The sequence below is a fragment of the Haloplanus sp. HW8-1 genome (assembly GCF_023703795.1).
Classification (GTDB): domain Archaea; phylum Halobacteriota; class Halobacteria; order Halobacteriales; family Haloferacaceae; genus Haloplanus; species Haloplanus pelagicus.
This window is the reverse complement of the sequence record NZ_CP098518.1, coordinates 2,335,065-2,362,025: the sequence shown is the minus strand read 5'-3', so window position 1 is coordinate 2,362,025 and position 26,961 is coordinate 2,335,065. Positions and strand designations below refer to the sequence as shown.

25 protein-coding genes are annotated in these 26,961 nt (G+C 71.0%); 13 read left to right on the top strand and 12 right to left on the bottom strand.

The window, feature by feature from the left end:
- Complete coding sequence (locus NBT82_RS12520; RefSeq protein WP_251328451.1) at positions 1-447, top strand: GDP-mannose mannosyl hydrolase; 447 nt, start codon at positions 1-3, stop codon at positions 445-447.
- Here NBT82_RS12520 and NBT82_RS12515 read toward each other — a convergent pair.
- Positions 444-3,281: a DEAD/DEAH box helicase gene (locus NBT82_RS12515; protein ID WP_251328450.1), complete on the bottom strand. Its 2,838-nt coding sequence runs from the start codon at positions 3,279-3,281 to the stop codon at positions 444-446. The genes NBT82_RS12520 and NBT82_RS12515 overlap by 4 nt on opposite strands.
- A gap of 118 nt (positions 3,282-3,399) precedes the next feature.
- Here NBT82_RS12515 and NBT82_RS12510 point away from each other — a divergent pair, with 118 nt between their 5' ends.
- Positions 3,400-3,765 (top strand): hypothetical protein, encoded by a 366-nt coding sequence (locus NBT82_RS12510; protein WP_251328449.1) that lies wholly within the window; start codon positions 3,400-3,402, stop codon positions 3,763-3,765.
- A 10-nt stretch (positions 3,766-3,775) separates the two neighbouring features.
- Here the strand turns inward: NBT82_RS12510 and NBT82_RS12505 are convergent, their stop codons facing one another.
- From NBT82_RS12505 to NBT82_RS12495, 3 genes are read right to left on the bottom strand one after another with little or no spacing between them, the layout of a single operon-like run.
- The gene (locus NBT82_RS12505; protein ID WP_251328448.1) at positions 3,776-4,543 is read right to left on the bottom strand and encodes a metallophosphoesterase; all 768 of its coding nucleotides are present in this window, start codon (positions 4,541-4,543) and stop codon (positions 3,776-3,778) included.
- Positions 4,543-6,033 carry an RPA family protein gene (locus NBT82_RS12500; RefSeq protein ID WP_251328447.1) on the bottom strand — a complete coding sequence of 497 codons (1,491 nt, stop codon included), beginning with the start codon at positions 6,031-6,033 and terminating at the stop codon, positions 4,543-4,545. Before NBT82_RS12500 ends, NBT82_RS12505 begins: the two co-directional genes overlap by 1 nt.
- Positions 6,030-7,298, bottom strand: coding sequence for a Single-stranded DNA binding protein (locus NBT82_RS12495; protein WP_251328446.1), 1,269 nt, complete (start codon positions 7,296-7,298; stop codon positions 6,030-6,032). Before NBT82_RS12495 ends, NBT82_RS12500 begins: the two co-directional genes overlap by 4 nt.
- 107 nt (positions 7,299-7,405) lie before the next feature.
- On the opposite strand from NBT82_RS12495, the gene NBT82_RS12490 reads away from it, so the two are divergent.
- The 4 genes from NBT82_RS12490 to NBT82_RS12475 all read left to right on the top strand — a co-directional run bounded on the left by NBT82_RS12490 (position 7,406) and on the right by NBT82_RS12475 (position 9,691).
- The gene (locus tag NBT82_RS12490; protein ID WP_251328445.1) at positions 7,406-8,068 is read left to right on the top strand and encodes a 2,5-diamino-6-(ribosylamino)-4(3H)-pyrimidinone 5'-phosphate reductase; all 663 of its coding nucleotides are present in this window, start codon (positions 7,406-7,408) and stop codon (positions 8,066-8,068) included.
- A gap of 64 nt (positions 8,069-8,132) precedes the next feature.
- A complete protein-coding gene (gene trxA, locus NBT82_RS12485; RefSeq protein ID WP_251328444.1) occupies positions 8,133-8,471 on the top strand; it encodes a thioredoxin in 339 nt (112 codons plus the stop codon).
- Between the two features lie 96 nt (positions 8,472-8,567).
- A complete protein-coding gene (locus NBT82_RS12480; protein WP_251328443.1) occupies positions 8,568-9,293 on the top strand; it encodes a ribosome assembly factor SBDS in 726 nt (241 codons plus the stop codon).
- Positions 9,293-9,691, top strand: a complete 399-nt coding sequence (locus tag NBT82_RS12475) for a hypothetical protein (RefSeq protein ID WP_251328442.1) — start codon at positions 9,293-9,295, stop codon at positions 9,689-9,691. Before NBT82_RS12480 ends, NBT82_RS12475 begins: the two co-directional genes overlap by 1 nt.
- Here NBT82_RS12475 and NBT82_RS12470 read toward each other — a convergent pair whose 3' ends face one another.
- A complete protein-coding gene (locus tag NBT82_RS12470; RefSeq protein ID WP_251331285.1) occupies positions 9,692-10,018 on the bottom strand; it encodes an FUN14 domain-containing protein in 327 nt (108 codons plus the stop codon).
- Positions 10,019-10,170: 152 nt separating this feature from the next.
- Here NBT82_RS12470 and hflX point away from each other — a divergent pair, with 152 nt between their 5' ends.
- Positions 10,171-11,466 carry a GTPase HflX gene (hflX, locus tag NBT82_RS12465; RefSeq protein WP_251328441.1) on the top strand — a complete coding sequence of 432 codons (1,296 nt, stop codon included), beginning with the start codon at positions 10,171-10,173 and terminating at the stop codon, positions 11,464-11,466.
- On the opposite strand, the gene moaC is transcribed toward hflX, so the two are convergent.
- Positions 11,458-11,952: a cyclic pyranopterin monophosphate synthase MoaC gene (moaC, locus tag NBT82_RS12460; RefSeq protein WP_251328440.1), complete on the bottom strand. Its 495-nt coding sequence runs from the start codon at positions 11,950-11,952 to the stop codon at positions 11,458-11,460. The two genes, hflX and moaC, sit on opposite strands and share 9 nt — an antisense overlap.
- Complete coding sequence (locus tag NBT82_RS12455; RefSeq protein ID WP_251328439.1) at positions 11,945-13,378, bottom strand: NAD(P)H-hydrate dehydratase; 1,434 nt, start codon at positions 13,376-13,378, stop codon at positions 11,945-11,947. The genes moaC and NBT82_RS12455 overlap by 8 nt, the downstream gene beginning before the upstream one ends.
- 95 nt (positions 13,379-13,473) lie before the next feature.
- Here NBT82_RS12455 and NBT82_RS12450 point away from each other — a divergent pair, with 95 nt between their 5' ends.
- The 5 genes from NBT82_RS12450 (at position 13,474) to NBT82_RS12430 (ending at position 19,776) form a co-directional block, all read left to right on the top strand.
- On the top strand, positions 13,474-14,634 hold the full coding sequence (locus NBT82_RS12450) for an MFS transporter (RefSeq protein WP_251328438.1): 1,161 nt from the start codon (positions 13,474-13,476) through the stop codon (positions 14,632-14,634).
- Between the two features lie 74 nt (positions 14,635-14,708).
- Positions 14,709-15,317, top strand: a complete 609-nt coding sequence (locus NBT82_RS12445; RefSeq protein WP_251328437.1) for an ArsR/SmtB family transcription factor — start codon at positions 14,709-14,711, stop codon at positions 15,315-15,317.
- A 6-nt stretch (positions 15,318-15,323) separates the two neighbouring features.
- Positions 15,324-16,961 (top strand): S8 family serine peptidase, encoded by a 1,638-nt coding sequence (locus NBT82_RS12440; protein WP_251328436.1) that lies wholly within the window; start codon positions 15,324-15,326, stop codon positions 16,959-16,961.
- A gap of 42 nt (positions 16,962-17,003) precedes the next feature.
- Positions 17,004-17,384: a DUF5658 family protein gene (locus tag NBT82_RS12435; RefSeq protein ID WP_251328435.1), complete on the top strand. Its 381-nt coding sequence runs from the start codon at positions 17,004-17,006 to the stop codon at positions 17,382-17,384.
- A gap of 49 nt (positions 17,385-17,433) precedes the next feature.
- Positions 17,434-19,776, top strand: coding sequence for an ATP-dependent DNA helicase (locus NBT82_RS12430; RefSeq protein ID WP_251328434.1), 2,343 nt, complete (start codon positions 17,434-17,436; stop codon positions 19,774-19,776).
- 104 nt (positions 19,777-19,880) lie between these two features.
- On the opposite strand, the gene NBT82_RS12425 is transcribed toward NBT82_RS12430, so the two are convergent.
- From NBT82_RS12425 to NBT82_RS12405, 5 genes are all read right to left on the bottom strand, one after another.
- Positions 19,881-20,078, bottom strand: a complete 198-nt coding sequence (locus NBT82_RS12425; RefSeq protein ID WP_251328433.1) for a DUF7576 family protein — start codon at positions 20,076-20,078, stop codon at positions 19,881-19,883.
- Between the two features lie 58 nt (positions 20,079-20,136).
- Positions 20,137-21,489, bottom strand: coding sequence for a CRTAC1 family protein (locus NBT82_RS12420; protein WP_251328432.1), 1,353 nt, complete (start codon positions 21,487-21,489; stop codon positions 20,137-20,139).
- Positions 21,490-21,595: 106 nt separating this feature from the next.
- Complete coding sequence (locus NBT82_RS12415) at positions 21,596-23,314, bottom strand: DNA mismatch repair protein (protein WP_251328431.1); 1,719 nt, start codon at positions 23,312-23,314, stop codon at positions 21,596-21,598.
- A gap of 116 nt (positions 23,315-23,430) precedes the next feature.
- Positions 23,431-24,453, bottom strand: coding sequence for a 4-hydroxythreonine-4-phosphate dehydrogenase PdxA (gene pdxA / locus NBT82_RS12410; protein WP_251328430.1), 1,023 nt, complete (start codon positions 24,451-24,453; stop codon positions 23,431-23,433).
- Complete coding sequence (locus NBT82_RS12405) at positions 24,450-25,790, bottom strand: four-carbon acid sugar kinase family protein (protein WP_251328429.1); 1,341 nt, start codon at positions 25,788-25,790, stop codon at positions 24,450-24,452. Before NBT82_RS12405 ends, pdxA begins: the two co-directional genes overlap by 4 nt.
- A 305-nt stretch (positions 25,791-26,095) precedes the next feature.
- Between NBT82_RS12405 and NBT82_RS12400 the strand changes: the two genes are divergently transcribed.
- A complete protein-coding gene (locus tag NBT82_RS12400; protein WP_251328428.1) occupies positions 26,096-26,905 on the top strand; it encodes a hypothetical protein in 810 nt (269 codons plus the stop codon).
- The last annotated feature ends 56 nt before the right edge of the window (positions 26,906-26,961 follow it).

The following is a 26,961-nucleotide window of genomic DNA, read 5'->3' as shown; positions in this document are numbered from 1 at the left end:
ATGACCGACCGGCCGATCCCCGAAGACGCCTGGCGAACCGTCGTCCGCAACGTCCCCATCGTCTCGGTCGACCTGATCGTCCGCCACGACGGCGGCGTCGTCCTCGGCAAGCGGGAGAACCGGCCCGGACGCGGCGAGTGGTTCGTCCCCGGCGGCCGCGTGCTGAAAGACGAAGCGATCGACGACGCCATCGACCGGGTGGCTCGCGAGGAACTCGGCGTCGCCGTCGACGTCGAGGAGCGCCTCGGCGTCTACGAACATTTCTGGGAGCGCAGCGAGTTCGACGACGTGCCGACGAAACATTACCTCGTCGTCGGCGTCGTGGTCCGGCCGCGAAGCGACGCCTTCGTCGCGGACGACCAACACGCCGAACTCCGGATTTTCGAGGCCCCCTTCCCGGACCTCCACCCGTACGTCGAGGCGTACCTCCGGGACGCCGGACTCTAGTCCCAGAACGACTGCGTCCGTGCGTACTGGCGCTCCTGTTCGAGGATGTCGCGGTAGAAGTCGGCCTCGTCCTCGCGGAGTTTGGCGATGATCCGGGCGGCGTTGTGCGGGCCGACCCCGCGGGCGGCCATGGCGATCACCGCCTGCTTGCCGTGGCTCTGGACCAGGTTGGCCGACCGGTAGGCGCGTTCGGTCAACCGTTCCTGCTCCTCGTCTTTCGTGTCGGCACGGACCGCCTGCACCGCCTCGTCGGCCCACGGGTTGAGCGAGGCGATCCGCGTCGACTCACACTCCGGACACCGCGGCTGATCGGGCACCCGCCTGACCTTCGTCTTCCGCGTCCACTCCGTGCAGTGGAGGCAGGCGAGAATGACGCGGTCGTTCCGGATCCGCTCTTTCAGCGTCTCGACGACGCTCGCGTCCGCGTTCTCCGGGACGAGCAGTGCCCGGCCGCTGGAGCGTCCACCCGTGCCGATGGGCGTATGCTCCCGAGCGGTCACCAGTTCGATCCCGCCGGACTGGATCCGCTCCAACACCGCCGCGGTCGCCTCGACGGCGAGGTCGCGGTGGAACACCTCGCGGACCGCCTCGTCGTAGATCGGCGTGTCCTCCAGCGCGGCCAGCAGGCGGTCGGCGCCGAACCGACCCCGACCCTGGTATCGCTTGAGCGCGCCGAACTTCGCGGCCACCTGCGCCAGCGTGAACTTCAGCGTCCCGGAGTTCTTCAGGGCGAGTTCGAGCAGGCCCTCGACGTGAGCGGGATCGGTCGTCTCCAACACCTCGATCACGTCCGACGGGCCGGTGCGGCCCGGGACTTCGAGTTCGATCCGGTAGGGGTCGACCTCCATCCCCACCGAGGAGCCGGTCTTCTGGCCGATCAGGGCGGAACACAGGCGGCCGAGCGTCTCGTTCACCTCGTGTCCGAACGGGGCGTTGAGGACGACGCCACGGCCCTGTCCCTCGACGACGAGACGCTCGGTCGTGGGCGTCGGCGCGCCGACCTCGACCTGCCGCTCGACGGGATCGAGCGCCCCGGAGACGGTGTGTTCGTCGCCCGGATACCGGGACAGGAACTCACGGGCGACGGCCGCGCGGTCGGCGCCGCCCTCGAACTGCGTCGTCGCCACGTCGCGCATCTCGCCGACCTCGCCGGCGACGGCCGCGGGCACCGGAATTTCTTGCCCCGTCCACGACGGCACTTCGCCCGCGGGGTCCTCGATGGGCGTCACCTCGACGCGTGACTCCTCCTCGTCGACCTCCGTGATCCGCCACATCTCGCCGCGTTGGATGAACGTCTCGCCCGGCCCGGCGAAGTTGAGGACGAACTTCTCGTCGAGCGTCCCGATCGTCTCACGCGAGGAGAGGTCGTACACCTCGTAGGTCTCCTCGTCGGGGATCATCGAGAGGTTGGCGTAGAAGTAGCGCCACGTCCCGCCCGACTTCTCCAGGCGGTCGGCGTCCTCGTCCAGCCACAGGAGGCGGTTCGCGGCGAGTTCGCGCACCACGTCTCGGAACTGGGACGCCGAGAGGTCCCGAAACGGGTAGGCCCGGATCAGCGTCTCGTAGGCCTCGCGGGCGTCGATCTCGCCGTGGTCCATCACGAGTCCGACCGTCTGGTTGGCCACCACGTCGAGGCTGCCGTGGTGGATCGTCGCCGGTTCGACGGCGCCGGCGACCGCCCGGCGGGCGATGGCCAGCGCCTCCATCGTGTCGTCGGGGTGGCTCGTCAGGATCGTCCCCTCGGAGACGGCATCGCGGCGGTGGCCCGCACGCCCCACTCGCTGGAGCAGGCGCGCCACCTCCCGGGGACTCCCGTACTGGATCACGTGGTCTACCCGTCCCACGTCGATGCCGAGTTCCATCGAGGAGGTACAGACCAGACCGTCGATCTCGCCCGACTTGAACGCCTCCTCCACCTCGATCCGGGCCTCCGTCGAGAGCGATCCGTGGTGGACGCCGATCGGTTCGTCGAGCCGCTTGAACCGCGAGCCCAGGGCCTCCGCAGTCTGGCGCGTGTTGACGAAGATCAGCGTCGACTCGTTGGCCGCGACGACGTCCCGGATCGCCCGCACGTGACTGGCGATGTCCACCTCCGTCGCCAGCGTGCCCGCGAGCGCCTCGTCCTCCTCGGTGACCTCGGGCTCTCGCACTCGGAAGTCGACGTTCGTACCGGCGTCCACCTCGACGAGTTCACAGCCGCGGTCGCCGGTGAGAAAGCGCCCCACTTCGCCGGGCGACCCGACCGTCGCCGAGAGGCCGATCCGCTGGAACGGGCCGGCGAGGTCGCGCAGGCGCTCCAGGCCCACCGTCAACTGTGCGCCTCGTTTCGACGACGCGAGTTCGTGGACCTCGTCGACGACGACGTGGGCCACGTCCGAGAGCGCCCGCCGCAACTTCTCGCCCGTCAGCGTCGCCTGCAACGTCTCGGGAGTCGTCACCAGCACGTCCGGCGGGTCGTCGGCCTGCTTCCCCCGTCGGTACTGCGTCGTGTCGCCGTGGCGGACGTCTACCTCGACGTCGAGGTACTCGCCCCACCAGTCCAGCCGCTCGCGCATGTCGCGGTTGAGCGCGCGAAGCGGCGTGATGTACAGCGCCGAGATCCCGAAGCGGTCCTCGGCGCGGTGGATCGCGTCGAACACCGGCAACATCGCCGTCTCCGTCTTGCCCGTTCCCGTCGGCGCGAGAACGAGGGCGTCCTCGCCGGCCGCGATCGGAGGGATCGCCCGCCGCTGTGGCTCCGTCGGCGTCGAGAAGCCACGCTCGGAGAGCGCCGCCCGAACCCGCTCGCCGAGGTGGGTGAACGCGTCCATCCCCGCCGACTCCGTGTCTGCCATCGGCCGCCGTAGTCGCGCGAGCCGATTAAGATCACCGTTCGGGGGACGGCCGATCCGGACGACCCCGGCCACCGGCACGAGCCACAAGGGTTAGCGGGATGGGCCCGCATCCTCACGTATGCCCGTTCCGTTCGTCGGTGCGCTCGTCGGTGGTCTCGTCGCGTTCGTCGTCGCCCTGCTCGTCGGCGGGTTCGCCATCTACGTCAGCGGGCGACTCGTCGCGGACGTCGACGACTACGGTCGCGCCGTCCTCACCGCCCTCCTCGGCGCCGTCGGGTGGGCGCTCGTGTCGTGGATCCCGCTCGTCGGCCCCGTCGTCGCGCTGATCGTGTGGATCGGCGTACTGAAGTGGCGGTATCCCGGGGGCTGGGGAACCGCCGCGGTGATGGGCGTCGTCGCCTGGCTCTCGGCGCTGGCCATCCTCTTCGTCGTGAACGCCGGACTCGGCGTCGGGATCGGGGCGTTCGGCGTCCCCGGCGCCTGATCACACCGGGTCAGATCAGTCGGTACGGCCCTAGCCGCGTCCCGTCGAGCAGGTACGCCTCCGCGTCGTCGCCGAGGGCGTCCGGGAGGAACGGTGCGAGGAACGCCTGGCCCTCGACGTTGATCCACGTCCCGCCCGATCGGTCGTTGAACGCGGGGAAGACGACGAGTTCCGGGCCCGGATCGGTCCACGCGAGCGCATCGGGCACCACGCCGAGTTCGTCGGCGAAGGGATCGACCCGCAGCGAGCCACGGAGCCACGCCTTCTCCGCGCGGCCGCCGCCCACCTCGTCTTCGAGGCGGACCTGCGGGTGTTCGTGACCCATGCACACCGTCGACGCCCCCAGCACCGACCGGTTGGGCCAGGTGTGTCCGTGGACGAACCCCACGTCGCCGCGCCGACAGCCGCCGGCGTCGGTCACCTCGATCCGGTCGCCGTAGGCGTCCGCGACGCCGCCGTCGTGGTTGCCGGGGACGAGCGTCAGGGGGACGTCGAGGGCGTCGAGGAGGGCGAGGAGTTCGTCGCGTTCCCCCTCGCCCGGGTCGCCGATCCGGTGGACCAGGTCGCCGATGACGAGCACCCGGTCCGGGTCGGTGCGCCCGACGAGCGCCAGCAACCGCCGGCGACGCCCGCCGGCGTCGCTCCGGAGTTCGACCCCGCGCTCGTACCGGAGGCCGATCTCGATGCCGGCGTGGTAGTCCGCCACGACGAGCGCCCGTTCGTCGCCGCAGTCGGCCACCGCGGCGGGCGCGTCCGGAACCGGTTCGACGAGCGCCATCAGATCGCTTTCAGGCTGTCCTCGCTCGGCTCGTAACACTTCCCGCTCATCAGGGCGTCCTCGATGGCGTCGGCCACCTCGCCGGGATCGGCGCCGTACTCGTCGACGACCGCCGCGACGACGTCGTCCCGGGCCGCTCCGTCGCCGTCGTCGAGGGCCGCCATGGCGTCGACGGCGGCGGCTTCGAGATCGACGTCGGCCGCTGCCTTCTCGGCGTCCGACTCCTCGGCCTCTGACTCGGCCCCGTCGTCAACCGCTCCGCCCTCGTCGTCGGCCGCGGCGCTCTCGCCCGTCGCCTCCGCGGCCTCCGCGACCTCCTCCGGACCGGGGACGTCGATACCCGCCTCGCCCGGATCGTCGACCTCGGCGGCGCTCTCGAATCCCACGTCGAAGGACTCCTCGACCTCCCGGCGCTCCTCCTCGTCGAGTTCGTAGAGGTCGTCGTCGTCGTCGAAGTCGCCGAGTTCGTCCGACTCCTCGACCACCGTCGAATCGCCCGGCGCACCGCCGGCGGACTCCGCGGCCGTCGGCGTCGAATCGTCCGGCGCACCGCCGGCGGACTCCGCGGCCGTCGGCGTCGAATCGTCCGCGTCCGGCTCGTCAGCGGCGGCGTCGGCGTCCCCGGCGGATGCGCCGTCCGCCGGTGTCCCCTCGACGTCCGGCGCGGTCGCCTCGCTCCCGGCCGTGCGCTCGCCTTCGTCGGTCCCGGCGGCCGTCGCGTCGACGGTCTGCGCCTCGTCGTCGATCGAGTCGGCGGTCATCGCGGCCGGGAGGGGGCCGAGCGACGAGGTGCCCGCGTCGGCCGGCGCGCGGTCGAGCGACCGGACGGCGTCGCGGTCGCCGGCGACGACCGCCAACGCGTCGAGCGCGACCTCCCGGAGGGCGTCGAGGTAGGCGGTCGTCGTCCCGTACCGGTCGAGGGCGATGGGGATGCCCGCCGCGAGCGACGGGTCGTACCCGCGGTCCAGCAGCGCCGCTTCGAGCGCGTCGCCCTCGGCGTCGAGGGACTTGGCGTCGGCCATCGCGTCGATCCGTCGGAGCGTCGCCTCGGCGGCCGACACCGTCCACCGATCCCGGGTTTCGGCGTCGACCTCCGCGACGCTCTCCGGGCGGACGGAGGTGTAGATCCGATCGCCGTCGTCGGGTTCGAACGTCCGGGCCTTCCCCGTGAGCGCGACGAACGAGGGCGACGACGCCCGCTCGAAGAAGGCGGCCGCGTCGGGCTGGTACTGGCCGGCGTAGGAGACGAACGCGCCCGTGGGGTCGACCACGCGGGCGCGGAGGACGTCCTCGTTGACCGACTCGACTTCGGTGAGGACGCCGACGGCGAAGAGACGGTTCACCCGCGCGCCGGTCGGTGTGACGACGTACTTCGGTGCGCGCTCCTCGTCGCTCTCGGCGTAGGAGACGGTGGCGTCGTCGAACTCGGCGGCGAAGAGCCGGTGGGCCACCTCGCGGCGCCCGGGGCCGGCGTCGTCGCCGGCGCTCATCGCGCCACCCCCGCGAGCAGTTCACGCGCCCGATCGGCCGGATCGTCCGTCCGCTCCTCGAACGTGTCGGCGTCGAGGTTGGCGCCGTACTCGTCGACCGAGAGCGAGCCGCGAACGCGATATTCGCGGCCGACGATCCGGTCGCGGATCTCGTCGGCCACCACCGCCTTGTCCATGGCGTCTCGGGCCGCGGCCTTCGCGTCGTCGATCCCGCCGCCGTACACCTCCGCGGTGAGAGCCGTATCGAGGACGACCGTCACCGTGCCCGTGCCGTCGTCGAGGATGGCCTTGACCCGGAGGTCGTCCTCGCCCTCCACGTCGCCGTGGGCGCGACACTGACCGTTCTGGACGACCCGGCCGCAGTCGGGACACCGCTCGATGAGGCCGGAGCCGTCGCGCACCTCGATCACGTTGCCGACGAGTTCCACGTCGAACAGGCCGCCGGCGTCGACCGCCTCGCCGATCCCAAGCCGCGGGGCGCTGTCGGGCGCTTCGATCTCGCGGTCGAGGCGCTCGACCGTCGAGAACTCGGTGACGTTCACCTGTGGCACGCCACGGTACTCGCGGACGTACACGTCGGCGAGGCGGAGCGACGCTCCCTCCCTGAGTTCGTCGTGGGGATCCCAGTCCGTCAGCGGGAGGCGAGCGCTCTCGTCGGCGAGGACGCCCGACAGGATCTCCGTCTCGCCGTCGCGGCCGTCGATGGTCCGTCGTTCGAGGTCGAGGACGGTCACCTCGACGGTGCGGCCTCGGTCGCCGGGTTCGAGGTCGATCAGGTCGCGCTCGCCACCCACCTCGTAGGACGTTTCGACCGGATCGGCCGGCGCGACGGTCGTGTTCGTCCCGAGGTTGAGTTCGGGATCATCCTCCCATTCGCGGACGTTCGCGTTGCCGACGGTGATCGAGTCGCCGGGTTCGAAGTCGAACGCCTCCCACGCGGTGTAGGCGATGCGGTCGCTCCCGTCGGCGAACTCTCCCTCTCGGATGACCTGATCTTCCCCCTGGTATCGGATCGAGCGGGTCCCCTTGGTCAGTACGCGAACGGTGACCGTCACCGACCCATCCTCCGGCGAGACGTCGGCGAGGGACTTCGTCGTCGGCGTCGCCGACGACCCGCCGTCGCCGCCGTGTTTCCGGCGGACGCTCGCTTTCGCTTCCTCGATGGGGACGTTGTACTCCAGCAGGCTCTCCAGATCGTCTTTGACCTCCGCTTTGTCTACGCCGAGGTCGGAGGCGAGGTCCTCGGCATGATCGTCGAGTTGCATCGGGTGAGGGGTTGGTCGCCGGCTCATAAAAACCTCGCCCGCCGGCCGCGCTCCATCGGCCGTGCCGCCACCGAAAGCGGTTTGCTCCCCCGACCGAAGGGTCCGGCATGGAAGTCGTCGTCAATGCGGCGACGAGCGTCGACGGGAAGCTCTCGACCCGCGAACGTCGGCAGGTTCGGATCTCGGGCGAGGCGGATTTCGCCCGCGTGGATCGGCTGCGGGCGGCCGCCGACGCCGTCCTCGTCGGCGTCGGGACCGTCCTCGCGGACGACCCCCACCTCGGGGTGAAATCGGAGGATCGACGGGTCGAACGCCTGCGAAACGGTCGGTCGGCCAACCCGGCCCGTGTCGTCGCCGACTCCCGGGCCCGGACGCCGCCCGACGCGACGGTACTGGACGACGACGCCGACACCTACCTGCTCGTCTCGGCGGCGGCGCCCGCGGCGCGCCGCGAGACGCTGCGAGCGGCGGGAGCGACCGTGATCGAGGCCGGCGAGGAGCGGGTCGACCTGCCAGCCGCGGTCGATCGACTGGACGCCGACGGGATGGATCGCTTGCTCGCCGAGGGCGGCGGCGAACTCGTCTTCTCGCTGTTCGAGGCCGACCTGGTGGACGAACTCAGCGTGTTCGTGGGGTCGCTCGTGATCGGCGGCCGCGAGGCGCCGACCCTCGCCGACGGCGAGGGGTTCGTCGCTGACTTCCCGGCGCTGGATCTCGTGGACGTCGAACGGGTCGACGACGGGGTCGTCCTCAGATACCGCCGACCCTGACGGTCGTGCGTCCGTTCACCGGAACGGCTCAACCGTTAAGGGGTTCGCGTGGCTACGTGGCAGTATGAGCAAGTCGACCGCGGAGCAGTCCGAACCCATCCACGTCGAAGACGCCGACCACCTGGACGATCTCCTCTCGGAGCACGCCGTCGTCCTGGTCGACTACTACGCCGACTGGTGTGGCCCCTGCAAGATGCTGGAGCCGACCGTCGAGGAGATCGCCGCCGAGACGGACGCGGTCGTCCTGAAAGTCGACATCGACGCGCTGCAGGAACTCGCCCAGGAGCGTGGCATCCGCAGCGTCCCGACCCTCGAGTTCTACGCGAACGGCGAGCAGGCCGAACGACTGATCGGCGTCCAGGACAAGGCGGACCTGGTCGAGATCGTCGAGAACCTCTCCTGATCGGCGTCGGTCCGTCGTCGCCGGCGCTGTGGTAGCCGAGGGGGGCGACGCCGGGGTAGCCGAGAGTATATACCCCCGGAGGGTCTACCTCGGCGTATGATTTCGCTCGACGAGGCCGTCACCGCGCGCCTCGAATCCCACGGCGAGCGCTTCGAGGTACTGGTCGATCCCGACGCGGCGCTGGCCATCAAGCGCGGCGAGTTCGAGGGCGACCTGGAGGACGTCATCGCGGCCGAGGACGTCTTCGAGGACGCCTCCCGCGGCGACCGCCCCGCCGAGAACGACCTGGAGGAGGTATTCGGGACGACCGATTCCCTGGAGATCATTCCGGAGGTCATCACGCGCGGCGAGATCCAGATCACCGCCGAGCAGCGCCGCGAGATGCAAGAACAGAAGCGCAAGCAGTTGATCAACCGGATCGCCCGGAACGCGGTCAACCCCCAGATGGACGACGCCCCACACCCGCCGGAGCGCATCGAACGCGCCCTGGAGGAGGCGGGGTTTCGGGTCGACCCCATGGAGCGGGTCGAGACGCAGGTCGACGAGGCGCTCGACGCCCTCCGTCCCGTCATTCCCATCCGTTTCGCCGAGGTGACCGTCGCGGTACAGGTGCCCGCGGACAAGGCGGGGAGCGCCCAGGCGAAGATCCGCGAGTTCGGTGACCTCGACCGCGAGGAGTGGCAGGCCGACGGCTCCTGGATCGGCGTCCTCACCTTCCCCGCCGGGATGCAAAACGAGTTCTACGACCTGGTGAACGAAGTGACGAGCGGCGAGGCCGAAACCCGGATCGTCAAGGACGAGGACGACCTCAACGTCCGATAATGGAGTTCGGCACCGTCGTCGTCCGTGGCGAGGATGCCGACGACCTGCTTGCCGAGATGACCGGCCCGAAGCGGGCGATGAATCGGACTCGATATCTCGGTGACACTTTCGGCGTGATCGCGTGGGAGCGGTGGGACTCCTGGCGGACGAACTCGGATCTGATGGTCGTGGTCGTCATGGAACTCCGCGACGACGAGACCTGCGAGGTGGCGGTGATGGCCGGTGGGGGTGGCGAGGGGGCGATGGGACTGGACTGGTCGGTCGGCTCCGTCGTCGCCGACCACCTGCTCGGCGCGGAACGGAGCGCCGAGGCGGCGGCGTTCGAGGAGGCGATCGAGGATCTGGAGGCCACCTGCGAGTCGCTGGCCCTGACGATCGACCTCGGTCGCGACGGCTGACTATCCCCGCCGGAAGCCCAGCAGGAACCCGCCGGTGAAACCGACCGACACCGAGAGCGTCGAGAGGATCGTCGACACCCAGCCCGGCGGCCCGCCGGCCGCACCCTCCCCCGTCTTCAGGAGGCCCGCCGACAGCGCCGCCCAGTCGACGGTGAGAATGCCCCGGGATTCGAGGAACTTGAACAGCGCGAGTTCGAGACCGACGATCAGCGCGACGATCTTGGCGATCTTCTTGGCCGCGAAGCCGATGATCCCCCCGATCACGGCGCCGCTGCCGAACTCGATCCCCAGTTGTTGGGGGTCGATTCCCAGTTGCAACGCGAACAGAAACCCGTCCATACCCCCCGTGGGCCGTGCGTCGGTAAGTCGTTTGTGGCGCGTACCGAGCCGCGAGCGGAGTTTAAGTGGTTCGAGCACCTACCTCGTCGCTAGAACGTGCAGGGAACGCATACGGCACCCGACGGGGCGGTGATGGACCGATGAGAGCGATCGTCGCCAAGCGCGTGGACCGGGGCGACGCCGACCTCGACGAGATCACGGACCTCGCGCGCGCCGCGGGCCACGAAGTGGTCGGCGAACTCACCCAGACCCGCGAGGAGGACGCCGCCTACGGCTTCGGGGAGGGGAAAGTCGAGGAACTCGCCGCGCTGGCGGCCGAGCGCGACGCCGGCGCGGTGATCGTCGACAACCGTCTCGGCCCCTACCAGACGTACAACATCGGCAGCAAACTCCCCGACGGGGCCGAGGTCGTCGACCGCTTCACCCTCATCCTCGACATCTTCGGGCAGCGGGCACAGACCCGCACGGCACAGTTACAGGTCGAACTCGCGGAACTCCGCTACGAACTCCCGCGGGCCGAGGCCAAGACCAGCCTCGCCAAGCGGGACGAGCGCCCCGGCTTCATGGGACTCGGGGAGTACGACGAGAGTCGCGAGCGCGACATCAAAAACCAGATCGCCGACATCAAGCGGGAGCTAGAGGGCCTCGCGGAAAAAGAGGAAGCCCGCCGGGAACAGCGCCGCGAATCCGGCTTCGATCTCGTGGCGCTCGCGGGCTACACCAACGCCGGCAAGTCGACGCTGATGCGCCGTCTGGCCGAGGACCTCGACGTGACGGAAAACGAGGATCGACACCCGGACCTCGACACGACCGCCGAGAGCGAGGACCGACTCTTTACGACGCTGGGGACGACCACCCGCCGGGCCGACACCGGCCGACGGGACGTCCTCCTGACCGATACGGTCGGATTCGTCTCGGATCTGCCCCACTGGCTGGTCGAGTCCTTCGAATCGACGCTCGGCTCGGTGTACCACGCCGACCTCGTCCTCCTCGTGGTGGACGCGAGCGAACCCGTCGAGGAGATGCGTGAGAAACTCGTCACCTGTCACGACACGCTGTACGAGCGCAACGAGGCACCCATCGTCACCGTGTTGAACAAGGTGGACCGCGTCGACGACGAGGAGTTCGCCGAGAAACGGGAGGCGCTGTCGGCGCTCGCCCCGAATCCCGTCGCAGTCTCCGGGCTGACCGGGGAGCGAGTCGACGACCTCCGCGATCGGATCGAGGCGGAACTGCCGGACTGGCAGTTCGAGCGTCTCGTCTTGCCGATGGGCGACGACACCATGAGCCTCGTCTCGTGGGTTCACGACCACGCCAACGTCGAGGCCGAGGAGTACGAAGGGGAGCAGATGGTACTGGAGTTCGAGGCGCCGCCGTCGGTCGTCGAGCGCGCCCGCGCCAAGGCCGGCAATCTGACGGCGGTCGAGTCAGTTTAGTTCCCGCTTGGTCTTCTCGGTCACGCGCACGTCCCGAATGGCCGTGTCGGGGTATTCGCCGTCCGCGTTCTTTTCGGCCGCCTTCACCATGTCCCAGACGACGTTCAGCCCGGTCGTCACGCCCTCCAGCGCCTCCATCTCGCAGCCGGTCTTGCCGGTCGTCTCGACGGCGACGGTGAGGTGGACCCGGTCGTCGCCCACCTCGAACGTCGTCTCGACGTTCGTGATCGGGATCTGGTGACACATCGGAATCGTCTCCCAGGTGTGTTTCACGGCCTGCACGGCGCCGACGCGGGCCGTCGCCAGTACATCGCCCTTCTCGACGTCGTCGGCGCGGATGGCAGCGACCGTCGACGGCTGGAGGTGGATCGTCCCCTCGGCGACCGCCCGGCGAGCCGTGTCGGGTTTGTCGCCCACGTCGACCATCTGGACCGACCCGGACTCGTCGGTGTGGGTCAGGTCGTCCGCGGGGTCGTCCTCACTCATCGGCACCACCCCACAGGGACCGCGGGAGGTCAGACAGGAGGTCGCTCGCCAACAGGCCGTACCCCTGGCGGTCGACGATCCGGTCGCCGGCGAGGCCGTTGGCGTACGCGGCGAGGGCGCCGGCGTCAACGGGGTCCTGCGTGGCGAGGAGGGCGCCGGCGGCGCCCGCGAGGACGTCGCCCGTTCCGCCGACGGTCATGCCGGGGTTGCCCGTGCGGTTCACCCGCGAGCGGTCGCCGTCCGAAACGACGTCGTGGGCGCCTTTCACGAGCAGCGTGTGGCCGAGGTCGGCGGCGAAGTCGGAGACGGCGTCGAGGCGGTCGCGCCAGTCGTCGGCGCTCGGCCCCCCCATCGCACGGAGTTCGCCCTGGTGTGGCGTACAGAGGAGCGTCGCGTCGGTGTCGACCTCGGGGACGACGGCGAGGGCGTCGGCGTCGATCACCGCCCGCCCGTCGTAGTCGGCGAGGAACGCCCGGACCGCCGCGAGCGTCGCCTCGTGGTCGCCGAGGCCGGGGCCGAAGACGACGGCGTCGTGGGCGGCCGCGAGGTCCCGGACGTGTGGCAGTTCCTCGACGGTGAGTTTGTCGCCGTCGAAGGGGCGGAGGATCAACCCCGCCTCGAACCCCTGGACCTCGCGGGCGACAGCGCGAGGACAGGCCACGCGGACGAGGTCGGCGCCGGCCCGCATCGCCGCCTGAGCGGCGAGGGCCGGCGCGCCGGTGTAGGGGCCGCCCCCGACGACGAGGACTTCGCCGAAGTCGCCCTTGTGAGCGTCGCCCGGACGGGAGAGCAGTCGACGGTCCCCCGGTCCGACGAACAGTTCGGCCGCCGCGGGGATGCCGATGTCCGCGACGGTCACCTCGTAGTCGTCCAAGCCGGGCTTGGCGTCGTGGAAGGTGACGACGCGGTCGGCGTCGACGGCGACGCCCGCGGCCTGGCCCGTGTCGGCGTCGACGCCAGTGGGGACGTCGACGGCGACGACCGTCGCGGCGGAGTCGTTGATCGCCGCGGCGGCCGATCGTTCCGGCTGTCGGAGCGCCCCCGTCACGCCCGTGCCGAGCATGGCGTCGACCACGACGTCCGGATCGCCGAGGTCGAGGACCCGCGAGTCGCGGACGATCCGGGTGTCGTAGTCGGCGGCCGTAAGCGCCGCCCAGTTCTCGCGGGCGATGTCGGTTCCGATTGTCTCGGGGCGACCGAGCAGGTGGATCGTCGGGTCGTAGTCGTCGAGAAAGCGGGCGGCGACGAAGGCGTCGCCGCCGTTGTTGCCGCGGCCACAGACGAGGGCGACGGCGGCGCCGGGGTCGGCGACCCGCCGCACCGCCCCCGCGACGGCGTTGCCGCTCGACTCCATCAACTGCTTGCGCGGGACACCGAGAGCGGCCGCGTTCTCGTCGACGGCCGCCATCCGGTCTGCGGTGATCATATCCCGGCTTCGCCCCGGCGGCCGTTATACTATTCGCCACGGGGGGAGACCCGATGGAACACAACCCTTGTGACCGACCCCCTCGAACCCCGACTGTGACACGTCGGCTGTTCGGCACGCTCTGTGGGCTGGTGTTCTGTGTCAACTTCGGGCGGGTGGCGTTTGCCCCCTTGCTCGAGACGTTCCGGACCACGTTCCAGGTGGGCACGGGAGCGGTCGGACTCGTGGCGACGCTCGTCTGGGTCGGCACGGCGGTCCCGCGCATCCCCGTGGGCTACCTGGTGACGCGGGTCTCGCGGGGGCGGATCGTGCTCGGAGCGGGCGTCCTCCTCACGGTGGCGTCGGCGCTGACCGCCACGGCGGGGGCGCTCCCGCTTTTGCAGGCCGGCGCGTTCGCCATCGGCGTCGCCTCCGGGGCGTACTACGCGGCGGCGGTGCCCCTCATCGGCGACCTCTATCCCGACCGCGTGGGACAGGCGGTCGGCATCCACGGGACGGCCGCACAGGCGGCGGCGGTCGTCGCACCGACGCTCACGGTCACCCTCGTGGCCGTCGAGTCGTGGCGCGCCGTCTTCTGGCTGCTGGCGGCACTCGGGGCGACGCTGACGCTCCTCGTGTTCCTCGTGGCCCGGCGACTGGACGGCGGGGTTCCCCGGGGTGGCGACCACGACTTCGTCGCGGCGCTCTCCCACTGGCGGATCATCCTCGCGGCCGTCGTGATGGTCGGCGGCGCGGGCTTCGTCTGGCAGGGCGTGTTCAACTTCTATGTCACGTACCTGATCACGACCAAGGGACTGGTCGCCGGCCGGGCGGGGACGCTCCTGACGGTGGCGTTCGCCGCCGGCCTGCCGGCGTTCTGGCTGGGTGGTGGGCTCGCCGACCGCCTCCCCCACGTCCCCTACATCCTGACGCTGGGGGTGGGCGTCGCGTCGGGCGTCGCGGCCCTGACCGTCGTCCGGTCGCTCGTCGCCTTGGTGGCAGTGAGCGTCGGCCTCGGCCTCGTCGCACACAGTCTCTTTCCGGCCCTCGACGCGTACGTTCTGGGGACGGTCCCCGACAACCGCGGCAGCGCCTACGCCGTCTACGGGGGCCTCGCGCTCGCCGTCCAGGCAACCGGGAGCAGCGCCGTCGGCTTCCTCGGTGAGACCTACCCGTTCGACGCTATCTTCCGCGGCTTCGCCCTCGCCCTCCTTGCGCTCGTTGCCTGCCTCGCGGCCCTGTATCTGCGCGGCGTCCTCCCGACCGCCACCGACTGACGTAACTGTCATCCGAGTTACTGAATGAGATTCTGGCGAAGGGTTTTTAGTTAGTATTGGTAACTCACGGCGTGATGTCGGGGCTGTTACCGTCACAGTTGGAAGGGGACGTGAGCGCGGAGGGAGACGGGGAACTCCGCGTGCTGTCCCTGACCGACGACGACGCCGACGACCTCATCGGCTCAATCTCGTCGGAGACGGCCCGTTCGATCCTGGCCGCCTTGGAAGAGAGCCCCGCGACGGCGTCGGAACTCGCCGAAAACGTATCGACCTCCCTCCAGAACGTCCGCCACCACCTCGGCAACCTCGAGGAGGTCGGCCTCGTCGAGGTCGCGGACACACGCTACTCCGTGAAGGGACGCGAGATGAAGGTGTACGCGCCGACCGAGGACTCGCTCGTCGTCTGCGTCGGATCGGACGCGAACAAAGAGCGGTTTCTCGACTCGCTAGAGCGGTTCGTCGGCGTTCTCGGGCTCCTTGCGGTGGGTGCAGTCGCGATCCAGCGAGCGTTCGGCGCGGGCGTCGTCGACCTCGGGGGCCCCGGGACGACGCCTCGGGTCGGCGACGGCGTCGGGAGTGCGGCCGGCCCCCTCCTCGGCCTCGTGCCCCCTGGTCTCGCCTTCCTCGCCGGCGGCCTCCTGGTTGTCGCCGTCCTGGCCGTCTGGAACCAGTACGACCGCTGATCAGCCATGCTCGGCGCTCCCCGTTCCCGTATCGCCCTCCTGACCGTCGTCGTCGTTCTGGCTGCGATCCAGCCGGTACCGGCCGGCGGTAGTCCCGACGCGGCGGCCACGGCCGTTGACGGCGACGTCGGCTCGACCGTCGGGTCGGCGGTACAGCGCCACCCGTCGGGCGCCGGAGCGACCGCCGAAGCGCTCCGCTCGGTCCGGGCGGACGCGGTCCACGACCAGGGTCTCACGGGCACCGGCGTCGACGTGGGCGTCATCGGGCGCGGCTTCGACGCGGGTGATACGGTCGTCGCTCCTCACGTGGTCGCACGCCGACAGGTCGGCGACCCGGCGGGGCGGACGGCTCACGACACCGCCGTCGCGGCGGTCGTCTCGGAGACGGCGCCGTCGGCCGACCTCTACCTCGCGGGTGTGGGACGCACGCCGACGCCCGAGGAGTACGCGACGGCGGTCGAGTGGCTGACCGACCGCGGAGTGGACGTCATCGTCGACTCCGGGAGCTACTTCCCGAGCGTCGCGGGCGACGGAGACCGGATCACCGCCGCCGCGGAACGGGCGGCCGCCGAGGGCGTGGTCTTCGTCACCTCCGCGGGGAACTACGCCAACCGCCACTGGGCGGGCGAGGGGACCCGCGACGGGTGGGTCACCTTCGCCGAGGACGACGCCGCGAACCACCTCGCCGACGGCGACCGCATCCGTGGCCGGGTCATCGCCCGCCTGCGCTGGCAGTCCGACGCCGACTACGACCTCTACCTCTATCGACGACTCCCGAACGCGCCCGACCGCGTCGTCGCCAAGTCCGCGGCCGACGAGAGCGGTCCGGGACCGACCGTCGAAGGCATCGACGTCGCCGTCCCGCGCGGCCGGTACTACCTCGCCGTCTACGCCGACGATCCGGCGCTCGCACCGGGACGGGTGCAGGTGTTCGCCGCCCATCACGAACTCGAACACGCCACCGCCCACGGGAGCATGGTCGCGCCGGCGACGAGCGACCGGGTCGTGGCGGTCGGGGCGGCCACGGACGGCGACCCGACCGGATACAGTTCGCTCTCCGCGAACGGCACCGTGGATCTGATCGCGCCGGCGGGTGCCGACACGCCCGCCGCGGCCGACCTCGCGGGCACGTCGGCGGCCGCGCCCTACGTCGCCGGGACGGCAGCGCTCATGGAGTCCGGCGGCCGCGATCCCTCGCCGACGCGCGTCGAGACGATCCTCGAACGCACCGCCGACGGTGACGGCGACTCCCTCGACGCCCTCGCGGCCGTCGAGGCCACGTCGGGGAGTGACGACACGGTGGGCGCCGGGACGGCCGCCGGGGATCCGTCGACGAGCGGCCGTGACGACGGGAGGGCCGACCACGCCACGGCGACACGGGAGGGCGCGACGACCGATGGGGATCGCAACGCCACCAGGTCCGGCGGGCGTGACGACGGCACGCAGCCGACCGGTTCCGGCGACGACGACCGCCCCGAGGACGAGCGCGGTCGCTCGGGCGGCGGCGGAACCGATCGGAACGATGACGACGGTCGGGACCGAACGGCCGAACGGACCGATGGACAGGACGACGACCGCGATCGAACCGGCGACGACCGAACCCCGACCGGCGACGAAGGGCCGAGTCGCCAGGACCGCCCGTAGCGCCCTGACCCGGTCGGCCGCTCGGCACACCGGACCGTGGCCGTGAGCCGCCGCGTCACCGAGACTCGGATCGAGGAGTACTGGGACTGGATCGCAGTCGCGCTCTTTCTCCTGCTGGCGGTGGATCTGCTGACGACGCTCGGGGCGGCCCGAACGGTCGGGGCCGGCGCCGAGAGCAACCCGCTGATGCGGTGGCTGCTCGGCCGGACGGTCCTCGTCGTGATCGGCGCTCACCTCGCGGTCGTGGTGATCGTCACCGGCTTCTTTCGCCTTCTCGTCGGCCGTCTCCGCCGAACGCCGTCGCCGACCGAGTACTACTTCGCACTCCTGATCGAGGGGTGGCTGGGCGTCCTCGTCGCCGTCGGTCTCGGCGTCTTCGCCAACAACCTCTCGGTGATCGTCCTGGGACGAAGCCTGCTGTAACGGGCGTGAGCCGAGCTTTTTATCAGAGGACGTCGCCAGCCTGTGGGTAATGGGCGAGACGTGGCGGACGGTGTTCGGCCACGACGAGCCGTACCCGGATCAGGCAGACGGCATCGAGACGGCAGTCGAAGTGGCCGACCGGGGCGGGTTCGCCGTGATCGAGGGCGCCTGCGGCACGGGCAAGACGATGCTCGCGCTGACCGCCGGCATCGACCGAGTGCGCGATCCGGACTCGCCGTTCGAACGGGTGGCCGTCCTCACGAGCGTCAAACAGCAACTCCGCCAGTTCGAGGCGGACGTGGAGACGATCAACCAGGAACTGCCCGAGGACTGGCGTCCCGTCTCGGCGCTGACGCTCGTCGGCAAGGCGGACGTCTGCCCGTACAGCCGGGAACGCGTCGCCGACGTCGACGAGACGACCGTCTACGACCGGTGTGACGGGCTCCGCGAGCGGACACGAAACCTGACGGGAAGCGACGGACCGACGACGGCCGCGGCGCTCGCCGACGACGCCCGGCGGACCCAGACCGGCCTGCTCGACACCGGGAGCGGGGCGGCGGCGGAGTTTCTGGAGACGGCCGGCGAACCGACGCCCTACCCGCCCGACACCGCCGAGTACGAGGGCGTCGAGTACTGCCCTTTCTACGCGCAGTATCTCGACGACCTGCCCGAGGACGGCGATCCGGCCGAGGCCGTCCCCTTCGACGTCACGGATCGCGGCCTACTCGACACCGACGACCTCGTCGGCCTCGCGGCGAGCCACGGCGCCTGCCCACATTCGATCCTCGGGGCGCTCATCCCCCACGTCGAGGTGACCATCGGCAACTACTACCACGCGTTCGATCCGCAGACGGTCGGCTCGTTCACCGGCGCGCTCCTCGACGACTCGACGTTCGTCGTCTGCGACGAGGCACACATGCTCGAACCGCGGGTGCGCGACCTGGTGAGCGACGGGGTGGGCGACGCCACCCTCCGAGACGCCGAGTCCGAACTCACGCGCGTGATCCAGCCAGTGGCGATGGACGACGACTCACGGGACGCCGACCTGATCCGCGGCGAACTCGCGGAGTCGGACGTGAGCCTCGCGGAGGTGAAGGCGACGCGGGCGTTCGTCCGCGACCTGCGCGAGGAACTCGACCGGCGGGTGCGTGCCCACCTGGACCGGGAACGGCCTGGGTGGCGGGCGTCGCTGGACGGCCTTGAAGACGACGAGATTCCCCTCCGCGACCCGGACCGACCGGAACCCGACGCCATCACGGAGTGGGCGGACGGACGGTACGGCGACGACGTCTGGGTGCGCGCCGAGGCGGTCGGCGCCGTCGTCGCGCGCGTCCTGAACGAACTGGAGGAGGCCGACCGGGAGCGGGCGACGCCGACGGTCGGCCGGGTGCTCGGCGCGTGGTACCGTGCGGACCACACCCGCTACTTCCGTACGATCGACCTCTCGCGGACGTGGAACGAGGCCGAACCCGGCGACTCGTGGCGGCGGGCCTACAACGCACGACTCGCCCTCCACAACTGCGTCCCCGGCGACGCCATCGCCGACCGCCTCGACGACTTCGGCGGCGGGGTGTTGATGTCGGCGACGCTCGAACCTCTCGACGTGTTCCGGACGGTGACGGGGCTGAACACGCTCGCCGACGACGGCAGACCGGTCGTCGAGCGGACGTACGGCCTCGGCTTCCCGGCGGAGAACCGCGCGAGTTTCGCAGTCGACGCGCCGGCCTACACCTACGAGAACCGGGGCGAGGTTGGCGCGGACACCGACGCCCGTCGGGTGTACGTCGACGCCGTCGCCGAGGTGGCCGGCCGGGACGGGAACGTCCTGGTGGGAATGCCGAACTACGCCGAGGCGGAGTGGATGGCCGGGCGCCTCGACGAGCGTCTCGACTCGCCGGTCCTGCTCGACGAGTCGAGCGACGACGGCGCGACGGAGGCACTGAAGACGGACTTCTTCTCGGGCGGATCGAAGACGCTCGTCACCAGCCTCCGGGGGACGCTGACCGAGGGGGTCGACTACCGCGGCGACCGCCTGCACGCGGCGGTGGTGTGTGGCGTGCCGCTGGTCGACACGACACGCCCCCGGACACAGGCCGTCGTGACGGCGTACGACCGGGCGTTCGGAGCCGACGGCGAGCACGGCGGCGGCCGGAGCGGGTTCGAGACGGCGTTGACGGCGCCGGCGGTCCGGAAGGCCAGACAGGCCGTCGGGCGGGTCATCCGCGGTCCCGACGAGCGAGGCGTCCGCGTACTCGTCGACGCACGCTACGCCCGTGACCGATGGAACGGCGTCCGGGGGTATTTCCCGGCGTGGGAGCGCGAGGAGTTCCGGCCGGTGAGTCCGGACATGCTGTCGCTGGGACTGGACCGGTTCGAGACGACCGACGGCTGATACGGATTACTGTAACCGTTCACCCGTGTTCGCGGGACCGTCTCGACGAACCGCCGGTACTGACGTACAATATATGAATCGACCCCACACCGATCGGCCGCCGATCAGCGACTCGGTCGCCGGCCGCTCCAGGCCTCGTGGCACTCGTCGTCACAGAAGTGGAGATGTTCGACCTCGCCGTCCTCGACCCACGAGACGACGCGATGCTCCGGCTCCGCGACGATTTTCTTCCCGCAGGTGTGACAGGTGGGTGCGGTACTCTCGTCGACGTCCTCACCGATATCGGATGTGGGGTCGATCATGTTTCCAGTCAGTAGCGGGGACCCCGCCTTAAATCCCGCTACCTCGGCCGACGGTCGATCAGCCGCCGGGGTGAGACGGGCGGATCGTCGCCCTCGACGGTGGCTCGTCGATCGTCCGCTCGCGGCCGTCGGGCCAGCAGACGGTGACCTCGCGTGGAACCGCCGAACCGAGGCCGAAGTGGGCGACCGGTTCCATCTGGCAGAGGTAGCCGCTCCCAGCGTCGACGATCCGGACCTGTCGGCCCGCGTCGGTGTGGAGCGTCACCCGGGCGCCGCGGGCGGGCGCCCCGGCGGGCGTGAGCGGTCGCACGCGGAGCCAGTCGCCGTCGTTGGGTACGCGATAGAGCGAGAGGGGCTGAGCCTCGGCCTCCCCGTGGACCACGAGGAGTTCCAGCGTGCCGTCGCCGTCGAAGTCGGCGGCCACGGCGCCGGTGCCCATCCCCTCGGGTTCGAGGGCGGCGCCGATCCCCGTCTGTGTCCACCCGTCGTCGTACGTGAGCAGGCGGTTGGGCGCGCCCAGGCAGTTGACGAACAGTTCCCCGCGGCCGTCGTTGTCGAAATCGGCGGCGACGACGGTCCGGACGCGTGCCGGACGGGAGAGCTCGGCCGGTGCCACGTCGCGAAACGTATCCCCCTCGCGGGCGAACAGCCGGTTCGCGCCGTTCCAGTTGCCACAGACGATGTCGGGCGTTCGCGACCCCTCGGGGGCCACGAGCGCCGCGCCACGGGCGTTCTCCTCGGGATCGGCGACGCCGTACTCCCGGGCGACGTCGACGTACTTCCCCCCCACGTTTCTGAGCAGGAGGTTCGGCCCGCGCTCGGCACCGACGAACAGGTCCGTCCGGTCGGAGAGGATGGGGCCGGCGGCGATCGACCGGCCGCCGGTGACCACGTCGAGGCCGACCGCGTCGGCGAGGTCGGTGATGCCGCCGTCGTCGCCGACCTCGTAGAACCGTGCAGGCGCGCCGTATCCGGTGACGAACAGACCGTAGCGACCGGTACCGAGGCGGTCGACGGCGGCGACCGAACGGCCGACACGGTGGTTCCCTCGTCCCCGGTTCACCGGGTCGGCGAAGAGGTCACGCCACCGCGCCCCGCCGCGCTCCGGATCGAGAAGCAGGTCGGCCTCGGCGGACGTGCCGCCGAAGGCGGCGACGTTGTGGACGTACACCTCCTCGCGGCCGTCGGCGTCGAGGTCCGCCGCGGCGACGCCGATGGCGTGTCTGCCGTCGTCGGCGAGGACGCCACAGGCCGCGTCGGCGACGGCGCCCTCCTCGAATCGGAGGACGCGGTTGGCGGTGCCAAAGCCGGCGACGAACGCCAGCGGACCCTCGGCGCCGGGCGTGACGGCCACGCCGTACCCGCGAAACGCCGGGTTGTCGGCGAGTAGCCCCGAGCAGTCCTCGAACATAGTCTTCACAGACGGCGCGGGGTTAAGAGTCGCACGCTCCGTGAGACGGCGCGGGCCCCTCATATCGTGGGTGAGGCTCCGTGACGGCCGACCGCGCGTCGCGTCCTCACTCCTCCCACGCGTCGGCGAGGGTGCGCTGGACCGCCTCCTCGCCGACGGCGGCCGCGAGCCGTTCGAACCCCTGCCGTTCGCGCCGGCCACCCGCGTTCGCGACGAGGCGGGAGACGATGAACTCCGGTGTGGACTTGCCGACGGTACCGAAGCGGGGCTGGTAGTCCACCCGAAGGTCCAGATCGGCGGTGAGCCCCTGGGCGAAGATGCCGTCGATGCGGGCGGTGTCGGGGAGTGGGCTCAGGTCGTCCGCGAGGTGGGTGACGTAGACGCCGAGGGCGCCGCGGTCGACGGTGAGGTCGACGAGGCCGTTCAGCAGGTCGGCGGCCCGCCCGGGTTCGGTGATCGCCTCGAACTCGTCGACCAGCATCAGGGTTCGCCCGTCGTCGGTCAGGGGCGGAACGATGGATTTCAGCGTCGACTCCAGGACGCCGGCGTTGAAACTCGCGTGGCGGCGGTGGAAGACGATGGCTCCGAAGGAGCCGACTGCGGCGCGGTCGGCGGGGACCGGCAGCCCCATCGCAGCCAGCAGGGCGACCGCACAGCAGGTCTCGAGCAGGGTCGTCTTCCCGCCGCTGTTGGCACCGGTCAGCACCGTCACGCGGTCGCCCGGCGGGGGCGAGAGGTCGTGATCGCCGACCGCGTAGTCGACGGGGTCGGGATCGGAGAGAAAGGGGTTGCGCGCTCCCTCGACGGCGAGGCAGTCGCCGCCGAGGGCCGGCCGGACGAGGTCGTGGGCCGCCGCGAAGCGGGCCAACGAGAGGTCGAGGGCGACGTCGTCGACGGCGGCCAGGATCCGGTCCACGTCCTCGCGGGCGTCGGCCACCGAGGCCCGGAGGTCGTCCTCGATCTCTCGTTCGCGGTCGGCTGCCCGACGTTCCAGGTCGTCGACGAGCGCCCGGAGCGCCGTGCTGACGAAGTCAGCGGCGTCGTGGGCGTCTTCGGGGGCGACCTCCTCGATGGCCGACCGCGAGAGGCGCGTCTCGCGATCCACGTAGTCGGCGAAGGCGCGCCGGAAGTCCGCCAGGTCGCGGACGCCGGTCTCCCGGACCCGTTCGAGGACGTCGAACGCGTCGTTCTCGAGGTTGCGAGCGTCCGCGAGGCGGGCCCGCAGGTCGTCGAGTCGCTCGTCGGCCCCCTGGGCGACGCCCTCCGCGGTCACGTACGACAGGGCGTCGGCGGCCTCGCGGAGGGCGTCCGGATCGACCGCGCCGAGGGCGTCGAAGGCCGTGCCGTCGAGGCCGGCCTCCCGAAGCGCGAGGGCGGCGTCGACGGCCGCGCGTTCGGAGCCCTCGGCCGCGTCGTAGGCCTCGAAGGCGGCGACGACCGCTTCCCGCCCCTCGTCGTCGAGGCCGGTCCAGGCCGCGCGCGCGGCGTCGACGTCGTCGAGCCGTGATTCGGCAGCCCCGGGATCGGAGAGCGGCGTCAGGACCCGGATGCGATCGGCCGCGTGCCGGGTGAGGGCGTACTCGCTCGCCAGTTCGAGCAGGTCGTCGTAGACGTCACGCGTATCGCGGGTGGCGAGCGTGTCCATTCCGGCCTCGTCGTTCGCCCGGCGGAGGATGCGCGTCGCCCGCCCCCGCGTGATCCCGGCGTCGGTCAGCGCCCGCACGTCCGCCGACTCGATGGCGTCGACCGCGGCTTCCTCCCCCAGTGTCTCGCGGAGGCGCTCGCTCGTCTTCGGGCCGACCCCCCAGTAGTCCTCGAGTCGCATACCGGAGGCACTCGGGCGGAGCGTATAGTGGTTGCCTCCACGCCCCCGTCGGGAGTCGACGCTGGCGGGAACGCACGTCGACCGAAAAGGCGACCGCAGCCGTCCGGCCGCGCCGGTCAGCGTCCCGACCGGCGCGACCGTGCCATCCCCGCGGCGACCTCGACGGCGTCGACGAGGCTGGTCTCGGAGGCGACGCCCTCGCCCGCGATGTCGAAGGCGGTGCCGTGATCGACGCTGGTTCGGACGATCGGCAACCCGATCGTGACGTTCACGCCGCTGACCGCCTCGCCACCCGAGAACCCGAGCATCTTGATCGGGATGTGGCCCTGGTCGTGGTACATCGAGACGACACAGTCGTAGGCGCCGTCGGCGGCCTGCACGTAGACGGTATCGGGCGACTCGGGGCCGACGGCGTCGATGTCCGCCTCGCGGGCGCGCTCGACCGCCGGTTCGATCTCGGCCGCGTCGGTCTCGCCGAGCAGTCCTCCGTCGCCGGCGTGGGGGTTCAGCCCCGCCACCGCCACGGTCGGCGCCTCGACGCCCAGCGTTCGGAGCGCGTCGTCGGTCACGCTGATCGTCTCGAAGACCCGATCCTCGGTGACCAGATCGCAGGCCTCCGAGAGCGGAACGTGCGTGCTGACGTGTGTGACGCGCAACGGCTCCTCGACGAGCATCATGGAGTAGTGTTCAGTCCCGGTCCGCTCTGCCAGCAGCCCGGTGTGGCCGGCGTGATCGCTCCCCGCCAGACGGGTGGCCTGTTTGTTGATCGGCGCCGTCACGATGGCGTCGATCGAACCCTCCATCGCGAGATCGATCGCCCGTTCGACGTAGGCCAGACTCGCCCGTCCGTTGGATTCGTCGACGATCCCGCGTTCCAGCCCGTCGACGTCCACTTCGTTCACGTCGAGAACGTCGACGACCGCGGGATCGGCCGTCGCCGCCGCGGGTGAATCGATCCGCCGAACCGTCAGGTCGAGCCCACAGATCTCGGCGGCGGCCCGCACGACGTCGGCGTCGCCGACGACTAGCGGGCGCGCGTGTTCGACCGCCGCTGCGTGGCCTTTGACGATCACCTCTGGGCCGATACCCGCCGGATCACCCATCGTGATTCCGGCGATCGGCCGATCCGGCTCCGTCATACGCGCCGTAGGTGATTCAGACAGCTAAATATACTTTCGGCCTCGCCGAACGCGCCGGCTTTCGTGATCAACGCCGTTCCGTCGGCCACCCCGGCGTCGATCGTACCGACTGGAATGCCGGCCTCGACGGCCTCCCCCCGGAGGTCGATCGATCGGGCATCGAGGGCGTCGAGCACGGCCATCGCCGTGTCGCCGCCCGTGAGAAAGAGCCCCGCGAGCCGTCGGTCCGCGACGACGTGGCTCGCGGTGCGGGCCAACACGCCTGCGATCCGTTCCCGGGTCGCCCGCGGCGACAGGCCCACGTCGGCACCGGCCGACAGCGCGCGGTCCACGGCCCCTCGGTCGGTCGCGGCCGTCACGACTGCCGATTCGTCGGCGTCCATCGCCGTCCGGATCCGCTCGGTGGCGCGGTCGACGGCGGTACCGGGGGCCCCGACCGCAACCGCCGGATCGACCGCGACGACCGTCCGGTCCGGCAACGCGTCGATCCCACGCAGCGTGACCGGCGCGACGCTCCCGACGACGCCGAGGACGCCCCCGCCGGTGGATCCGCTCCGGCGCCGGCCGGCGGTGTCACACGCCGCTCCCGGATCGCGCGGCGCTCCGACCGGTATCTCGACGTGTTTCGCCAGCCCCGCGCTGCCCACGTAGACGGTCGGACGTTCCGTCCGCCGGGCAGCCGTCGCGGCGGCTTCCAGGTGGCGTTCGTGCGTGGCGTCGACCGTCACGATCCGCGGTCCGTCGCCGAACGCTCGGAACCGTTCGGCGAGGGCGGGCGCCCCCTCGGCGACGGTGTCGATCCCGACGTGTGCGACGGGGTAGCGGATGCCCTCGAACAGCGACGGGAGGTGAGCACTCGCCGGCCCGTTCTCCGCGTCCGCGCCGGCCTCGGTGTCGGTCACGAGGGCGCCGTCGACGAGGTGGCGGCCACAGGCGGTCATGCGGCCGGTGTCCAGCGAGGCGGGCGCGACGACGGCGAGCGGATCCCGTCGGGCGCCGTTCCCCGCCCCCGTCCCGTCGGCCGCCGACGGGTCACGATCCGCGACGGCACCCATCGCGGCGGCCACCTCGGCACCGAGGTTCCCCCTGAGCGTGGAGTCGATCTTCTTGTACACGACGCCGTCAGGCCGGGATTCGACCGCCGTTCGGACCGCGGTTGCGGCCGCCTCCGGCGAGTCGTACCGGCTATCGGTGTTGACCACCAACACGTCGGCCGCCGTCCGATCGACGCTCCGACCGTCCACGAGGACCCGCGTTCGGTAGCCCCGTCGTGCGAACTCGTGTCCCGTATCGCAGGCGCCGGTCAGGTCGTCCGCGACGATCAGTCCCCCGTCCATATCTCGGGATGCGCAAGCCGTGATATAGTTCCTGTGTCCTCGGTCGACGACCCTGCGTGAGCCACCGAGCCGTCGCCGTCCGCTGCACCGCGCCGGCACCCCGGATCGCCGCCGGAGGATCGGCGGTGGTTCCTCGGACACCGGACGGGACGGTCCCGACCGCCGACCGCGAGGCGACGGAGCGAACGGCCGGATACCCCTGTGTAGTGACACAGGATACTCGTGTGCGGAGACACGTCGTCCGACCGTGAATCGGTCCCCAGCGGAGCGCACCGGTAGCGTCGAGTGGAAACGAGGCTGAGATCATGTTCGGAGTACGTATCGGCCCGCCAGCGGCGGCGCTGGCGGTCGTGATCGTGGTATCGGCTCTCGCCGCGCCGGTCGCGGTGGCCGGAACGGCGGCGGACGCGAACACCGACGCGAGTGACGCCCGTGGGACGGTCGAGATGTCCGTCGACGGCGGCATCGCCAGGGGCGGCGGCGACGGCACCATGGTCGTCGCGGAGACGAGCGTGACGGAGACGTTCTTCCGGGCGAACGCGGAACGGGCGACGGTCGAGTTCGACGAACCGACGACCGGCGCCTTCGCCATCGAACCGGTCGAGACGTTCCCGGCCGGCGTTCCGGCCCCGGAGGGTGAGGACCTGGCGATCGTCGAGATCAGCACCCCCGATCTGGCCTACGAGCGGGATCCCCGGGTGAAGATCACGCTCCCGCGGGAGTTGCTCGAAGCGAACGAAGCGACGGCAGAGGGACTCCGGATCGTCCGAGTGAGCGGGACGAATCCGCCGGAACGGCTCGACACGTCGGTTGTCCGCCGCGGCGAGGAGACGGTCACCGTGGTCGCCGAGACGCCAGGATTCTCCCTGTTCGCGGTGGTACAGCCGGACACGACGGCGACGCCCCAGCCGACCGCGACGGCCACCGCCACGCCGGAGCCGACCGCGACACCCCGACCGACCGCGACGGCGACCCCGGACCCCACGCCGCGGGCCACCGCGACCGACACCCCGACCGTCGAGACCACGGCCGGTGACGGCGGGGGCTTCGGCCCGGTCGCGGCGCTGGTCGCGCTGGTCGGTGCCGGCGCGCTGGCCGGCCGCCGCCGCAGCTAAGCCGGGATCGGGAAGTCGTCTCACAACGACACGCCTTTTCGGCCCCGGAAAAAAGT

Coding starts and splice junctions, on each gene's coding strand:
- NBT82_RS12520 (WP_251328451.1), top strand. CDS start 1: ATGACCGACCGGCCGATCCCCGAAGACGCCTGGCGAACCGTCGTCCGC.
- NBT82_RS12430 (WP_251328434.1), top strand. CDS start 17,434: ATGGGCGAGACGTGGCGGACGGTGTTCGGCCACGACGAGCCGTACCCG.
- NBT82_RS12495 (WP_251328446.1), bottom strand. CDS start 7,298: ATGCAACTCGACGATCATGCCGAGGACCTCGCCTCCGACCTCGGCGTA.
- NBT82_RS12480 (WP_251328443.1), top strand. CDS start 8,568: ATGATTTCGCTCGACGAGGCCGTCACCGCGCGCCTCGAATCCCACGGC.
- hflX (WP_251328441.1), top strand. CDS start 10,171: ATGAGAGCGATCGTCGCCAAGCGCGTGGACCGGGGCGACGCCGACCTC.
- NBT82_RS12440 (WP_251328436.1), top strand. CDS start 15,324: ATGCTCGGCGCTCCCCGTTCCCGTATCGCCCTCCTGACCGTCGTCGTC.
- NBT82_RS12415 (WP_251328431.1), bottom strand. CDS start 23,314: ATGCGACTCGAGGACTACTGGGGGGTCGGCCCGAAGACGAGCGAGCGC.
- NBT82_RS12400 (WP_251328428.1), top strand. CDS start 26,096: ATGTTCGGAGTACGTATCGGCCCGCCAGCGGCGGCGCTGGCGGTCGTG.
- NBT82_RS12510 (WP_251328449.1), top strand. CDS start 3,400: ATGCCCGTTCCGTTCGTCGGTGCGCTCGTCGGTGGTCTCGTCGCGTTC.
- NBT82_RS12405 (WP_251328429.1), bottom strand. CDS start 25,790: ATGGACGGGGGACTGATCGTCGCGGACGACCTGACCGGCGCCTGCGAT.
- NBT82_RS12515 (WP_251328450.1), bottom strand. CDS start 3,281: ATGGCAGACACGGAGTCGGCGGGGATGGACGCGTTCACCCACCTCGGC.
- NBT82_RS12490 (WP_251328445.1), top strand. CDS start 7,406: ATGGAAGTCGTCGTCAATGCGGCGACGAGCGTCGACGGGAAGCTCTCG.
- NBT82_RS12420 (WP_251328432.1), bottom strand. CDS start 21,489: ATGTTCGAGGACTGCTCGGGGCTACTCGCCGACAACCCGGCGTTTCGC.
- NBT82_RS12500 (WP_251328447.1), bottom strand. CDS start 6,033: ATGAGCGCCGGCGACGACGCCGGCCCCGGGCGCCGCGAGGTGGCCCAC.
- NBT82_RS12475 (WP_251328442.1), top strand. CDS start 9,293: ATGGAGTTCGGCACCGTCGTCGTCCGTGGCGAGGATGCCGACGACCTG.
- moaC (WP_251328440.1), bottom strand. CDS start 11,952: ATGAGTGAGGACGACCCCGCGGACGACCTGACCCACACCGACGAGTCC.
- NBT82_RS12505 (WP_251328448.1), bottom strand. CDS start 4,543: ATGGCGCTCGTCGAACCGGTTCCGGACGCGCCCGCCGCGGTGGCCGAC.
- NBT82_RS12455 (WP_251328439.1), bottom strand. CDS start 13,378: ATGATCACCGCAGACCGGATGGCGGCCGTCGACGAGAACGCGGCCGCT.
- pdxA (WP_251328430.1), bottom strand. CDS start 24,453: ATGACGGAGCCGGATCGGCCGATCGCCGGAATCACGATGGGTGATCCG.
- trxA (WP_251328444.1), top strand. CDS start 8,133: ATGAGCAAGTCGACCGCGGAGCAGTCCGAACCCATCCACGTCGAAGAC.
- NBT82_RS12445 (WP_251328437.1), top strand. CDS start 14,709: ATGTCGGGGCTGTTACCGTCACAGTTGGAAGGGGACGTGAGCGCGGAG.
- NBT82_RS12425 (WP_251328433.1), bottom strand. CDS start 20,078: ATGATCGACCCCACATCCGATATCGGTGAGGACGTCGACGAGAGTACC.